At 75.7% G+C, this 13,168-nt stretch carries 10 protein-coding genes and 1 pseudogene; 4 read left to right on the forward strand and 7 right to left on the reverse strand.

What is annotated here, in order from left to right; all coding sequences use genetic code 11:
* Window positions 1–183 precede the first annotated feature (183 nt).
* Genes ACWGKU_RS07930 through ACWGKU_RS07940 form a run of 3 tightly spaced genes read left to right on the forward strand, consistent with a single transcriptional unit; the run spans window position 184 to window position 2,930 of the window.
* Window positions 184–948, forward strand: a complete 765-nt coding sequence (locus tag ACWGKU_RS07930; protein ID WP_452177196.1) for an SDR family NAD(P)-dependent oxidoreductase — start codon at window positions 184–186, stop codon at window positions 946–948.
* A 20-nt stretch (window positions 949–968) separates the two neighbouring features.
* Window positions 969–1,343, forward strand: a complete 375-nt coding sequence (locus ACWGKU_RS07935) for a MerR family transcriptional regulator (RefSeq protein WP_401048962.1) — start codon at window positions 969–971, stop codon at window positions 1,341–1,343.
* Window positions 1,344–1,394: 51 nt separating this feature from the next.
* Window positions 1,395–2,930, forward strand: a complete 1,536-nt coding sequence (locus tag ACWGKU_RS07940) for an AMP-binding protein (protein ID WP_452177197.1) — start codon at window positions 1,395–1,397, stop codon at window positions 2,928–2,930.
* Here ACWGKU_RS07940 and ACWGKU_RS07945 read toward each other — a convergent pair.
* Window positions 2,923–3,699, reverse strand: coding sequence for a helix-turn-helix transcriptional regulator (locus tag ACWGKU_RS07945; protein WP_401048956.1), 777 nt, complete (start codon window positions 3,697–3,699; stop codon window positions 2,923–2,925). The genes ACWGKU_RS07940 and ACWGKU_RS07945 overlap by 8 nt on opposite strands.
* 161 nt (window positions 3,700–3,860) lie before the next feature.
* Here ACWGKU_RS07945 and ACWGKU_RS07950 point away from each other — a divergent pair, with 161 nt between their 5' ends.
* Window positions 3,861–4,685 (forward strand): TIGR03084 family metal-binding protein, encoded by an 825-nt coding sequence (locus ACWGKU_RS07950; protein WP_452177198.1) that lies wholly within the window; start codon window positions 3,861–3,863, stop codon window positions 4,683–4,685.
* 161 nt (window positions 4,686–4,846) lie between these two features.
* Here the strand turns inward: ACWGKU_RS07950 and ACWGKU_RS07955 are convergent, their stop codons facing one another.
* The 6 genes and pseudogenes from ACWGKU_RS07955 to ACWGKU_RS07980 all read right to left on the reverse strand — a co-directional run.
* Window positions 4,847–8,137, reverse strand: coding sequence for an error-prone DNA polymerase (locus ACWGKU_RS07955; protein WP_452177199.1), 3,291 nt, complete (start codon window positions 8,135–8,137; stop codon window positions 4,847–4,849).
* 57 nt (window positions 8,138–8,194) lie between these two features.
* Window positions 8,195–9,919, reverse strand: a complete 1,725-nt coding sequence (locus ACWGKU_RS07960; protein WP_452177200.1) for a DNA polymerase Y family protein — start codon at window positions 9,917–9,919, stop codon at window positions 8,195–8,197.
* A 1-nt stretch (window position 9,920) separates the two neighbouring features.
* Entirely contained in the window at window positions 9,921–10,796 is an 876-nt protein-coding gene (locus ACWGKU_RS07965; RefSeq protein ID WP_452177201.1) for a hypothetical protein, read from the reverse strand.
* 594 nt (window positions 10,797–11,390) lie between these two features.
* Complete coding sequence (locus tag ACWGKU_RS07970; RefSeq protein WP_452177202.1) at window positions 11,391–11,627, reverse strand: hypothetical protein; 237 nt, start codon at window positions 11,625–11,627, stop codon at window positions 11,391–11,393.
* A 150-nt stretch (window positions 11,628–11,777) separates the two neighbouring features.
* Window positions 11,778–12,470: a DUF1062 domain-containing protein gene (locus tag ACWGKU_RS07975; protein ID WP_452177203.1), complete on the reverse strand. Its 693-nt coding sequence runs from the start codon at window positions 12,468–12,470 to the stop codon at window positions 11,778–11,780.
* Between the two features lie 445 nt (window positions 12,471–12,915).
* Window positions 12,916–13,079, reverse strand: a pseudogene (locus ACWGKU_RS07980) (response regulator transcription factor); the annotation flags it as partial.
* Between the last annotated feature and the right edge of the window lie 89 nt (window positions 13,080–13,168).

A 13,168-nucleotide genomic window follows, 5' to 3' on the forward strand; every position in this document is an offset into this window, starting at 1 on the left:
CACTCCTGGCTGGGGCCCTACCCGGGCCCCCGCGCCCGGTTATCGCCCCGGGTTCGGCGAGCGCCGGGTTCGGCGAGCGCCGGGTTCGGCGAGCGCCGGGTTCGGCGAGCGGCGGGTTCGGCGAGCGGCGGGCGGGGCTCCCGCTTGACCCTGACGTTGGCGGCAGGGTCGCAGGGTGGGGACATGAACGACGAGAGCGGGACGCGGGGCAGGGTCGTGGTGGTCACCGGGGCCGGGACGGGGATCGGGCGGGAGACGGCGCGGGCCTTCGCGGCCGAGGGGGCGCGGGTGCTGGCGGTGGGACGGCGGCTCGAACCGCTGGCCGGGACGGCGGCCGCGCACCCGGCGCTGATCGAGCCGCTGACCGCGGACGTGACCGGGCCGGACGCCCCGGAGGAGATCGTCCGGGTGGCCGTGGAGCGGTTCGGGCGGCTGGACGTGCTGGTCAACAATGCCGCGATCGTGCAGAGCCGGCAGGGCCTCGGCGACTTCGACCGGGCGGGCGTCGAGGCGCTGCTGGCCACCAACCTGGTCGCCCCGGTGCTGCTCGGGCAGGCCGCGCTGCCCGAGCTGGAGCGGAGCCGGGGCGTGGTGGTCAACGTCAGCACGGCCGTCGGGCAGCGGGGCTGGCCGGGCAACTCGGTGTACGCGGCGAGCAAGGCGGCACTGGAGACGGTCACCCGCAGCTGGGCGGTGGAGCTGGCGCCGCGCGGGGTCCGGGTGGTGGCGGTGGCGCCCGGGGCGATCGACACGCCGATCGGCGAGCACTCCGGGTACGGCCCCGAGCAGCGGGCGGCGATCCGGCGGTGGCAGATCGAGCACACCCCGCTGGGCCGGATCGGCCGCCCGGCGGAGGTGGCCTGGGCGATCATCCAACTGGCCTCGCCGCAGGCCGCGTTCGTGACCGGCGTAGTGTTCTCGGTGGACGGCGGCGCGCTGGTGGGCTGACCGGGAGGGGACGGGTGGCGGTGCGGATCGGCGAGCTGGCGGCCCGGACGGGCAGTACCGCGCGCGCTCTGCGGCACTACGAGCAGGCCGGGCTGATCGAGTCCGGGCGGGCGCCGAACGGCTACCGCGAGTACGGCGAGTCGGCGGTCGTCCGGGTGCGCAACATCCGCGCGCTGGTCGCCGCCGGGCTCACCCTGGAGGACCTCCGGCCGCTGCTGGGGTGCCTGGACGGGGACGTGCTGGCGGGCCGGCCGTCCGCGCGGGTGCTGGGGATCGCCCGGGAGCGGCTGGCGGTGCTGGAGCGCCGGATCGCCGCCCAGACGGAGGCCCGCGACCGGCTGGTGGCGGCGCTGACGGCGGCCGGGGAGGCGGATCCGGTGCCCACGGGCGGGTGACACCCCCGTTCGGGGGTGTGCAGGGCGCGGGCGGGGGAGGACAGTGGGCGCATGCAGATTCCACTCTCCGTGATGGACTTCCTCGACCGGGCCGAGCTGGTCTACGGCGACCGGGTCGGCATCGTCGACGAGCCGGCACAGCCGGCCGAATCCTGGGGCGAGCTGAGCTACCGCAGGGTCGCCGAGCTGGCCCGGGCCCAGGCCGCCGGGCTGGACCGGCTCGGCGTCGGGCCGGGCGAGCGGGTCGCGGTCGTCTCGCACAACTCGGCCCGGCTGCTGACCTCCTTCTTCGGGGTGAGCGGGCACGGCCGGGTGCTGGTGCCGGTGAACTTCCGGCTGAAGGCCGAGGAGGTGTCGTACATCGTCGAGCAGAGCGGCGCCTCGGTGCTGCTGGTCGACCCCGAGGTCGCCGACTCCCTGCACGGGGTGGTGGCCAAGCACAAGTTCGTGCTGGGCGCGGACAGCGACGCCGTGCTGTACGACTTCGACGGCACCCCGCGGCGGTACGCGGTGGACGAGAACGACACCGCCACCATCAACTACACCAGCGGAACCACCGCCCGCCCCAAGGGCGTTCAGCTCACCCACCGCAACATCTGGCTGAACGCGACGCTGATGGGCCTGCACTACGGCGCGAACGACCGGGACGTCTACCTGCACACCCTGCCGATGTTCCACGCCAACGGCTGGGGCCTGCCGTTCTCGCTCACCGGCCTGGGCGCCCGGCACATCGTGCTGCGCAAGGTGGACGGCGCGGAGATCCTGCGCCGGGTCGAGCGGCACGGGGTGACCTTCCTGTCCGGCGCGCCGGCCGTGGTCCAGATGGTGCTGGACGCGGCCGCCGACCGGGACGGCCCGGTGCCCGGCCGGGACCGGGTGCGGATGATCGTGGCCGGCGCCCCGCCGCCGACCTCGGTGGTGCAGCAGGTCGAGGAGCAGCTGGGCTGGGAGTTCATGCAGCTGTACGGCCTGACCGAGACCTCCCCCGCGGTCACGGTCAACCGCACCCGGTCCGAGTGGGACGCGCTGCCGGCCGCCGAGCGGGCCGAGAAGCTGGTGCAGGCGGGCGCCCCGGCGCTCGGCACCCAGCTGCGGGTGGATCCCTCCGGGGAGGTGCTGGTGCGCTCCAACACCGTCCTGGACGGCTACTGGCAGCAGCCGGAGGCCTCGGCCGAGGCACTGCGGGACGGCTGGTTCCACACCGGCGACGGCGGCACCCTCACGGACGGGCAGCTGACCATCTCCGACCGCAAGAAGGACGTCATCATCAGCGGCGGGGAGAACGTCTCCTCGATCGAGGTGGAGGACTGCCTGTACGACCATCCGGCGGTCGCCGAGACGGCGGTGATCGGCGTGCCGCACGAGAAGTGGGGCGAGACGGTGAAGGCGCTGGTGGTGCTCCGGGAAGGCCACGAGGCGGTCACCGAGGCCGAGTTGATCGCGCACTGCAAGCAGCGGCTGGCCGGCTACAAGTCGCCCACCACGGTGGAGTTCCGGGATGCCCTGCCGCGCACCGCCACCGGGAAGCTGCAGAAGTTCCGGCTGCGCGAGCCGTACTGGACCGGGCGGGAGCGCCAGGTCAACTGACGAGCCCCGACTCCCTCGCCGCGAGGGCGAGTTCGGTCCGGTTGCGGACGCCGAGCTTGCGCATCGCGGACTTGAGGTAGCCCGTCACCGTGTTGCAGGTCAGGCCCAGTCGGGCGGCGATCTCCGGGTTGGTCCGGCCGGTCGCCGCCCAGCGCAGCACCTCGTGCTCGCGCGGGGTCAACGGCGCTACGGGGGCGGCCTTCCGGGGCCGCTCGCGACTCCAGGCGGCGGCCCCGGCGAGCGCCCGGGCCGCCGCCCTCGCCAGCGTGCCGACCGCGGAGATCCGCACGTCCCCGAACGGGACGACGGTGCGCAGCGAGGCGTACACCACGCCGTGCACGGTGCCGCCGTCCATCAGCGGGACGGTGAGCATCGCGTACAGGTCCTCGGCGGCCACGGCCGCGTCGTAGTGGTGCGAAATCGTCGTCGCCGCACGGTAGTCGGGCACCCAGGTCGGCGAGCGCTCGGCGAGCGCCCGGCCGCCGAGGCCGAGTCCGGCCGGGACGGGGACGTCGTGCAGCAGGTCGGCCCGGGTGCCGGCCCAGTGCCGCAGCACCATGCCCTCGCTGTCGGGGCGGCTGCCGGGCAGCGGCTCGGGCACGCCGACCAGGCCGACGTCGACGCCGCACTCGGCCACCACCCGGCGGGCGAGGTCACCGAGCACGGCGTCCCGCACCAGCTCGGCGGCGCGCGCGGCCAGTTCGGGGTCGTCGGGTCGCGCAGCGTCGGCGACGGGTTGCGCAAGGTGGGGGTCCGCAGCCCTGGTCATCGCGGAATTGTCACACGCGGTGGGGCCGGTGGCGAGAGTCCTGACATGCGTGTTTCGTGGAGTCGCGGACACCGGCGGCCGGGCGGGCATAGGGTGCGCCCGTACGCTACCGGCGGGTAGCAACTGCCGGACGGCAACCGGCTTCGACCGGAGGGAAACCGATGACCGACCCGAACGCCCCGGGCGACGTCCTGGGCGGACTGCTGGCGGACCTGCGGGACGAGAGCGCGGTGCTGGACGACCTGGTCGCCGGGCTGCCCGCCGGGGACTGGGCCCGCCCGACGCCCGCCGAGGGCTGGACGGTGGCGCACCAGATCGCCCACCTGGCCTGGACCGACGACTGGACGGCCCTGGCCGCGCGCGACCCGGAGGGCTTCGGCACCTCGCTCGGCGGGCGCTTCACCGAACTGGTGGCGGCCGGCGCCGACCCGGTCGAGGAGGGCGCCCGTACGGGTGCGGCCGCCGAGCCCGCGGCACTGCTCGCCCGCTGGCGGGCCGGTCGGGCGCAGGTGCTGGCCGCACTCGCCGCCGCCCCGGCCGACGTCCGGCTGCCCTGGTTCGGCCCGCCGATGAAGCCCGCCTCGATGGCCACTGCCCGGCTGATGGAGACCTGGGCGCACGGCCAGGACGTCGCGGACGCACTCGGCGCCACCCGTGAGCCCACCGACCGGCTGCGGCACATCGCCCACCTGGGGCTGCGCACCCTGGGCTTCGCCTTCACCCTGCACGGACTGCCCGCGCCCGAGCAGCCGGTCCGGCTCGACCTGACCGCGCCGGACGGCGGGACCTGGTCCATCGGCCCGGCCGGGGCCGAGGACGTGGTGTCCGGCCCCGCCCTGGACTTCTGCCTGCTGGTGACCCAGCGCCGCCACCGGGACGACCTCGCCCTCACCGCCACCGGGCCGGTCGCCACCGCCTGGCTCCCGATCGCCCAGGCCTTCGCCGGAGCGCCGGGCAAGGGGCGGCAGCCGGGGGCGCAGGCGTAGGGCGGGGCGAAGGCCTGGGACGCGGGGGCAGCCAGGAGGTCTGGTACACCGTCCGCCTCACCGACCTGCGGATCTTCGACCTCGCCGACCAGCCCGCCTTCTAGCCGTACCCCGACGCGTCGACGCGCACCGACGGGCGGAAGCACACCGGCCCGCCCCGCTCAGAGGCCGATCCGGAGCGGGGCGAGCCGGGTGGCGATCAGGTTGGTGGCGCCCCGGTCGCGCTCGATGTGCCCGTGCACCAGCAACCCGGCCCGGTCCAGGGCGGTGCGGCGCCGGGACTCCCAGACCGGGCGGTTGCAGATCACGTTGATCAGCCCGGTCTCGTCCTCCAGGCTGAGGAAGAGCACCCCGCCGGCCGTCGGCGGCCGCTGCCGGTGGGTGACCAGGCCGCCGACCACCACCGCCGTCCCCGGCGGCACGTCCGCGAGCCGGTCGGCACAGAGGGCGCCGCCGCGCTCCAGCCGGGCGCGCAGGTGCTGGAGCGGGTGGCTGGTGGCGGAGGTGCCGGTGGCCCACAGGTCGGCGATGGTCTCCTCGACCGGGCTCATCCCGGGCAGCTCCGGCGCCTCGGCACCGGGCGTGGTGCCGGGGATCAGATCGGCCGAGATCCCGGCGAACGCCCCTGCCGCCCACAGCGCCTGACGCCTCGTCAACCCGAAGCAGTCGAAGGCCCCGGCCGTCGCCAGCGCCTCCAGGGCGGGCCCGGGCAGACCGGTGCGGCGGGCGAAGTCCTCCAGGTCCGCGTACGGCTGCCCGGCCACGATCGCCTCGGCCTGCGGGGTGCCGATGCCGCGCACCGTCTCCAGGCCGAGCCGGATCGCCGGCTGCGGGCGCCCTGCCGTCAGCGGCGGCCCGGGGGTCGGCCCCCGGTACGGTTCCAGGGTGGGCCGCGCCCCGCTGGCGTTGACGTCCACCCCGCGCACCCGCACACCGTGCCGGCGGACGTCCGCGACCAGGCTGAGCGGCGAGTAGAAGCCCATCGGCTGGTTGGCCAGCAGGGCACAGGTGAAGGCCGCCGGGAAGTGGTGCTTCAGCCAGGCGCTGGCGTACACCAGGTAGGCGAAGCTGATCGCGTGGCTCTCCGGGAAGCCGTAGTTGGAGAAGGCCTCGATCTTGCCGTAGACGTCCTCCGCCACCTCGGGCGGGATGCCGCGCTCGGCCATCCCGCCCAGCAGCCGGTCGCGCAGCCGGGCGACCCGCTCGTGCGAGCGCTTGGCGCCCATCGCCTGCCGCAGCCGGTCGGCCTCGGCCGGGGTGAACCCGGCGCAGTCGATGGCGAGTTGCATCATCTGCTCCTGGAACAGCGGCACCCCCAGGGTCTTGCCGAGCGCGTTCTCCATCAGCGGGTGCGGGCAGCCGGCCGGCTCCGCCCCGGCGCGGCGGCGCAGGTACGGGTGGACGGAGCCGCCCTGGATCGGTCCGGGGCGGATCAGCGCGACCTCGACCACCAGGTCGTAGAAGTGGTCCGGCTTGAGCCGGGGCAGGGTCGCCATCTGCGCCCGGGACTCGACCTGGAACACGCCGACGGTGTCGGCCCGGCGCAGCATCGCGTACACGCCCTTGTCGTCGTCCGGGATGGTGGCCAGGTCGTAGCGCAGACCGTGGTGCTCCGCGACCAGGTCGCAGGCGTCGTGCAGGGCGGCCAGCATGCCGAGGCCGAGCAGGTCGATCTTCACCAGTCCGGCGCCGGCGGTGGACTCCTTGTCCCACTGGAGCACGGAGCGCCCGGGCATCCGGGCCCACTCGGTGGGGCAGATCTCGCCGATCGGCTCCCGGGTGAGCACCATGCCGCCCGAGTGGATGCCCAGGTGCCGGGGCAGGCCGTGCAGCTGGGTGGCGAGCTGGAGCACGTCGGCGGGGATGACGGCGTCCGCGCCGGGGGCCGAGCGGAAGTCGGTCTGCCGGCTGAACGCGTCCACCTGCCCCTGCGGGTAGCCGAGCACCCGGGCGGCGTCGCGGATCGCCAGCCGGGGCCGGTAGGTGATCACATTGGCGACCTGGGCGGCGTGCTCGCGCCCGTAGCGGCCGTAGACGTACTGGATGACCTCCTCGCGGCGGCGGTTCTCGATGTCCAGGTCGATGTCGGGCGGCCCGTCCCGGGCCGTGGAGAGGAAGCGTTCGAACAGCAGCTCGTAGTGGATCGGGTCGACGGCGGTGATCCCGAGGGCGTAGCAGACCGCCGAGTTGGCGGCCGAGCCGCGGCCCTGGCACCAGATGTCCCGGCTCCGGCAGAAGTCCACGATGTCGTGCACGATCAGGAAGTAGCCGGCCAGGTCGAGGTCCTCGATCACGTCCAGCTCCCGGCCGAGCTGGCGGCGGGCGGCGGCGTTGCCGGGGCCGAAGCGGCCCGGGCCGCCGGCCGCGACCAGGGCGCGCAGGTGGCTGATCTCGCTCTCGCCCTCGGCCACGGGGAAACCGGGCAGCTCCGGATCCAGCCGGGCGAAGTCGAAGGCGCAGGCCCGGCCGAGTTCGGCGGTGGCCCGCTGCACCCCGGGGAAGCGGGCCAGCCGGCCGGCCATCTCACGGCCCGAGCGCAGGTGCGCGGTGCCGGCCGCCCTGGTCCAGCCGACCGCGTCCTGGAGGGTGCGGCGGTCGTGCAGCGCGGCGAGGCTCTGCGCGAGGCGGCCCTGGGCGGGGCCGGCGTGGTGGGCGTTGGTGGAGGCGACGACGGGGAGCCGCGCCGTCGCCGCGAGGGCGGCGAGGGCGTCGTTGCGCCGGTCGTCGCCGGGCAGCCACTGGTCGATCAGCTCGACGTGGACGTTCTCGCGGCCGAACGCCTCGGTGAGGGTACGGAGCCGGCGCTCGGCCTCGCCCCGGTCGGGCAGCGCGGCGGGGACCCGGCCGAGCCGGCAGCCGGTGAGCACCGCCCAGTGGCCGTCGTGCGCCCCGGCGAGCGCCGCGAGGTCGTACACCGGATTGCCCTTGGCGCCGCCGGCCAGCTGGGCGGCGGCGATCGCGGCGGAGAGGCGGCGGTAGCCGGCCGGGTCGCGGGCGAGGACCAGCAGGTGCTCCTCCGCCCCGCCGTCGCGGACGGTCAGCTCGGCGCCGAACACGGTGGCCAGGCCCGTGCCCCGGGCCGCCTCGGCGAGCCGGACGGCCCCGTACAGGCCGTCGTGGTCGGTGATCGCGAGGCTCTCCACGCCCAGCCGGACCGCCTCGGCGACCAGGTCCTCCGGGTCGCTGGCGCCGTCCAGGAAGCTGAAGGCGGAGTGGACGTGCAGCTCGGCCCAGGGCTCGGCGGCCCTCCCGGGGCCGGGACCGAACTCGGGCTCCGGGACCGGGGATCCGGCCGGAGCGGGGGGACGCTCCGGAGCAGGGGGAAGCTCGGGAGCGGGGGGAAGCTCGGGAGCGGGGCGGCGCAGCGGGACGACCGTGCGGTCCGGCGCCGCGCCGGTCAGCCGGCGGTGCAGCTCGCTCCAGGGGAGGGTGGGGTGGCTGGTGAAGCCCATCGGGGTCGCCTTCGTCGTTCTCGTGCTCGTTCCACTCCCCCGGGTCCGGGCCGGCCGCTAGTCGTAGCCGGCCTCCAGGTACCAGGCACCCCCCTCCACGGTGAGCAGCAGCGCCCGGCCACCGCCCACCACGACCTGGAACCGCGCCCGGCGCCGGGCCAGCGACTGGTCCCACCAGTACTCGACCGCCGGCCAGGGACCGGTCCAGCCGTCCACCCGCTCCTCCCGGCCCCGGACCACGACCAGGGCCGGCCGGGCCGACACCCCCGCCCGGCCGTCCACCGTGACCGGCTGCCCGGCCCCGTCCAGCACCCGCACCGGCGCGGGCTCCCGCAGCACCACGGCGGGCCACACCTCCGGCAGCCGCCCCGGCCAGGGCGCGTCGGCCGCCACCGCCGCCTCGTACGGCTCGCCCCACGGCACCTTGACCGCCTGCTCGCCCGGGCCGCGCCCGCCGGCCGGCTCGATCCGGCGCAACCCCGCGTGGCCGAGCACCGCCTGCACCCGGGCGACCGCGCGCTCCACCCGGTCGTCCGCGACGGCCTGGCCCCACAGCGCGAGCTGGCGGCCCTGGTCCGGGGAGAGGCCGTCGGGGGCCAGCCGGAGCAGGGTGAAGCCCGTGTCCTCCCCGCCTTCCCCGTTGCCGGCGAAGGTGCCCGCGCCCTGCCAGGCCTGCAGCTGCCAACGGACCCGCTCGGCCAGCGCCGTCGCGGACAACCGGCCCTCGTGCCGCCACAGCCGGGAGGCCGTCCGACCGTCCGCGCAGGCCACCTCGACGGCCACCCGGCGGCAGGTCAGCCCGGCCCCGGCCAGCCGCCGGTGCAACTGCTCGGCCAGCGTGCGGGCGACGAACACCAGCGGCTCGGCCAGCGGCTCCGGCGGGTCGAAGCGCTGCTCGACGGCGAGGTCCGGCTCCTCGTCGCGCGGCACCAGCGGGCGCGGCTGCAAGCCGCGGGCCAGCCGGTGCGCGACCGTCCCGGACGGGCCGAAGCGGTCCGCGACCGACTCGGCCGGCAGGGCGGCGAAGGACCCGACGGTGGGCAGGCCGAGCCGCCCCAGCAGTTCGGCCAGCGTCTCGTCGCCCAGCGCGCTCACCGGGTACGGGGCGAGGAACTCCGCCGTCCGTCCGGCCGGGACCAGCACTCCGGCCCGGGCGGCGAGCACGGCGGCGAACAGGCCGTCGGCGACACCGACCCGGGCCTGCGGGGCGGCTTCGGCCGGAGCGGCCCGGGTCTGCGGGGCGGCTGCTGCGTCCCGGGCCGCCCGGGTCTGCGGGGCGGCTTCGGGTCGGGAGGCGGTTGCCGGTCGGGAGGCGGCTTCGGGTCGGGAGGCGGTTGCCGGTCGGGCCTCGACGGCCACCGCGCCCGGGACGGCGTCCGGGACGAGGGGCCGTCCGAGGGCGTCCGCCACCGCTCTGCCGACCTTGCCGGCCAGCGCCTCCTCGCCGCCGAAGTAGCGACCCGGGCCCTTCACCGGGATCGCGCACAGTCCCGGACGGATCACCTCCACCCGGGGCGTGAACGCCTCCACCGCCGCGACCACCGGCTCGAAGCGGCGGGTCTCCGCCTCCGGGTCGCGGTCGCGCAGCTCCAGCTCCGGGCAGAGCCGCTGGGCCAGCTTGAGCCGCTGCCCCTGCCGCACCCCGGCCGCCCGGGCGCCCGCCGAGCAGGCGAGGATCCGCCCGCCCTCGGTCACCGCGACCGGGTCGTCGCCGGTGACGGCCACCACCGGCCAGTCCGGGCACCAGACCACCAGCACCCGGGGGGTTCCGTCGTCCGCCATCTCAGACCACCGCCGCGACGCGGGGTGCCATCGGCTCCGCCGCCGGTAGTGCCGGTAGTGCCGGTAGCGCTGGTAGTGCCGGCATCGCCGGTTCCGCCACCGGCTGCGGCCGTCCCTGTCGCGGCTGTTCCTGGAGCGGGCGCACCGCGCCGTGCTCGTCGGGCAGCCAGAGCCGGGCCGTCCGGCCGCGCACCGCCGAGCCGCGGCCCTCGGCCACCACCTCCACCTGCCGGCCGACGAGCTGCCCGTGGCCGTCGCCCAGCCCGAACCAGCGCCCGGAGCGCACCCCCAGCCGCAGCACCGCGCCCGGCCACGGCCCGGCGACCAGCAGCACGCAGCCGCTGCGCCGCAGCACCGCCGCCAGCCGGGCGGCCAGCTTCGACGGCACCGGCCCGTCCGGGCGCAGCATGATCAGCTCGACCGCGCCGGCCAGCACCGAGACCACTTCGGCCCAGTGCGGCCCCGGATCGTCCGCGACCAGCAGCCGCCGCAGGTCCAGTCCGTACCCCTCGGCGGCGGCCAGCCCCAGGTCCGGCAGTCCGACCGCCGCGGCCCAGCCGCCCTCGGTCTCCTTCACTCCGGCGGCGAGCGCCAGCAGCAGCCCGGTGTCCCCGCCCGCCACCGACACCGCCGTCCCCCGGCGCAGCCCGGCGTCGGGCAGCACCTCCCGCAGCGCGGACGGCACCGGCAGCAGCCCCGGGGGCTCCGCCGTCCGCCCGGTGGCCGGTGTCGCCCGTCCCTCTCGCTCCTCCCGTTCCCGCGGCTCCCCCCGCTCCCCCCGCTCCCCCGGTGCGGCAGCCGGGGACGCCACCGGGCGGAGCACGGGGCGTGCGGGCTGCTCGGCGGTGGATTCGAAAACAGATTCGAAAACGGGCACACCCCCAGGATCGAACATTCGTTCGCAAAGATTCAAGTCCGACCTGGTCAACCCACCCGCACTCTTGTGCCTGAACGCGATACCTGTCACTTCAACGCGGCATCTGTCACCACGGGCGCGACGCGCCGAACACCCCGACCCCGGGGGTGCCGCCTCAGCGGCGGTCGCCCCCGGGGTGATCGGGCCGGTGACCGCGTCCGGTGACCTGGGTACCGCTTCACCCGGGGACGGTCCCAGGGTTGGGCGGACCTTCGCGGCCGGGGTCTCGGTCAGGGGTTTCGGGGTGTGTCCGGCTGGTCGATCTCGGCAGCGAGGTCGCGTGCGCAGGCGTCGAGGGCGGCAGCGATCGGTCGGAGCTCGCCGAGCCGGTTGGTGCGTTGCCGGTGGCGGGTCCCGGCGAGTTGTCACCTGGCCGCGATGTCTGTCACCCCCCTTCCCGGAACCCTCCCCGAGGAGGGCACGGGCAGCTTGGCGCTGAAGGCGAGAGCCGTGCCGCCGCCCTCGTCGGTCAGGTCGACCGGACCCGCCCGTGCGGGTCGAGGCCCAGCTCCAAGAGGGCCGGCGGATCGTAGGCCGTGACGGTGCCGGAGGCGATCACGGTGCGGCCGTCGGGATCGGTGGCCGGCAGCGCAGCACCACCGCGCCACCCTCCGCCGGATCCAACCGGTCGGCGGCAGCCAGCCGGCGCCGCAGCAAGGTCGGGCGCGACAGGTACCGCCGCACCGCGGCCACCGGCTGCGGGTAGTGACGGTAGAAGCGCACAGCCTGGCGACCTGCGTCGATGGCGACGATCCTGCCGTCGGGCCTGGGGACGCTCGGGGTTCCGGCCACGCTCCGACCACCGCCTGCCGCCACCGTTGCGGCACCCCGGACTGCGTCGTCGGAGGAGGCTGGACCCACCACGCGGGAGCCCGCCGCGCGGCTCACGAACGGCGAGTCCGTGAGCCGCGCGCGGGTACCGCCCCGCACCGAGCCGTCGGCCTACGCCCCGGACACCGCGCGCGACAGGCGCAGCGGCGCCTCGACGACGTCGGCGGCGCCGAGTTCGCGCACCGCCTCCCGCCGCGTCGCCGCGACCGGAGCCGCGAGCTGAGCCAGGGTCGCCGCCGGAGCGTGGACCGTCAGCTCGAAGTCGCGGCGCACCTTGGCGTCCGGGGCGAGCGGCAGGCGGATGCGGCCGTCCGCGACCATCCGGCGGACCCGGCTGCGGCTGAGGCCGAGGCCGGACATGAGCAGGCGTTCGACCCGGACCGGGACCGGCAGCTCGAAGCTCACCAGCACCGTCAGCGGGGTCGGATCGTCGATCGCGTGGAGCGGCGTGCGTGCCTCCAGCTCCCAGGTGCCGCTCCAGTCCAGGCTGTAGCCGTTCTTGGCGGCGAGCGACGCACTCATCATCAGTTCCCGCACCACGGCGAGGTCGTTGTTCTCGTACGCCTCCCTGCGGGCGGGTTCCAGCGACGACGTGTGGACGCGCTCGTGGACGGGCACCTTCGAGGTCCGGTCGCAGCCCGCGCAGCTGAGCAGCAGCCAGACGTCGAGGAGCTTGCCGTTGGCGTTGACACGGATCTTGCCCGAGGGCCGGTGCCGCGTGCTGGAGCAGTCCGGGCAGCTGCGGACGGCGGTGGGCAGCGCGGACTGGCGCACGGCCCAGCGGGCCTTGCGTTCGGTATGCATGGTGGTCTGTTTCCTGGTTCAGCAGGAACGCGCGCAGGCCGGATCGGATGGATCGGCCGGGGTTCCTGGAATCTGACGAGTGCTCACGAGGGCGCGTGTCATCGCCTCGGGGCGGGTGGCCGCATGGCGGGGCGTCCCGAGGTCGATCGCGCGACAGGTCGTATCTCTCCGTGGCAACTCGCGACGGCGCGTCTCATCGCCTCGGGACATGGCCACATGGCGACATGTCGGCATGGCGGCATGGCGGCATGGCCGAGCGCCGAGGGCGGTCGATCGCGTGAGCGCGCGTGTCATCGACTCGGCGCGCGGCCGGTGGCTCGGCGCAGAGGTCGATCGCGTAGGGGTGAGTTGCTACGTGGCAGTCGTCAGCACAGGTACATGCCGCACATCGTGATCTGGGCCGCGCTCCCCCGCAACCGGTTTTTTCGGACCACCGCCGTCGGACCAGCGCCGCCGGTTCCCCGCGCGAGCCGACGCCGAGCTTCGGATAGGCCTTCTGGAGGTGGTAGCCGACCGTTCGCGAACTCAGGAAGAGCTGGGCGGCGATGTCCCGGTTGGACATCCCTGGGCGGCGAGGCGGACGACCTGCGTCTCCTGAGGCGTCAGGCCGGCGTAGTGCTCCGGTGATGCGCACGGCGGTCGTCACCCGCCAGGGTGGAGCGCCGACCTTGACCAGCCGGTTCGCCGCCCCGGGCGGT

The organism is Kitasatospora sp. NPDC054768 (assembly GCF_053612025.1).

Bases quoted from the DNA above. Each gene is read 5' to 3' on its own strand.
- ACWGKU_RS07975 (WP_452177203.1), bottom strand. From the start codon at position 12,470: ATGCATACCGAACGCAAGGCCCGCTGGGCCGTGCGCCAGTCCGCGCTG.
- ACWGKU_RS07945 (WP_401048956.1), bottom strand. From the start codon at position 3,699: ATGACCAGGGCTGCGGACCCCCACCTTGCGCAACCCGTCGCCGACGCT.
- ACWGKU_RS07955 (WP_452177199.1), bottom strand. From the start codon at position 8,137: ATGGGCTTCACCAGCCACCCCACCCTCCCCTGGAGCGAGCTGCACCGC.
- ACWGKU_RS07930 (WP_452177196.1), top strand. From the start codon at position 184: ATGAACGACGAGAGCGGGACGCGGGGCAGGGTCGTGGTGGTCACCGGG.
- ACWGKU_RS07950 (WP_452177198.1), top strand. From the start codon at position 3,861: ATGACCGACCCGAACGCCCCGGGCGACGTCCTGGGCGGACTGCTGGCG.
- ACWGKU_RS07960 (WP_452177200.1), bottom strand. From the start codon at position 9,919: ATGGCGGACGACGGAACCCCCCGGGTGCTGGTGGTCTGGTGCCCGGAC.
- ACWGKU_RS07940 (WP_452177197.1), top strand. From the start codon at position 1,395: ATGCAGATTCCACTCTCCGTGATGGACTTCCTCGACCGGGCCGAGCTG.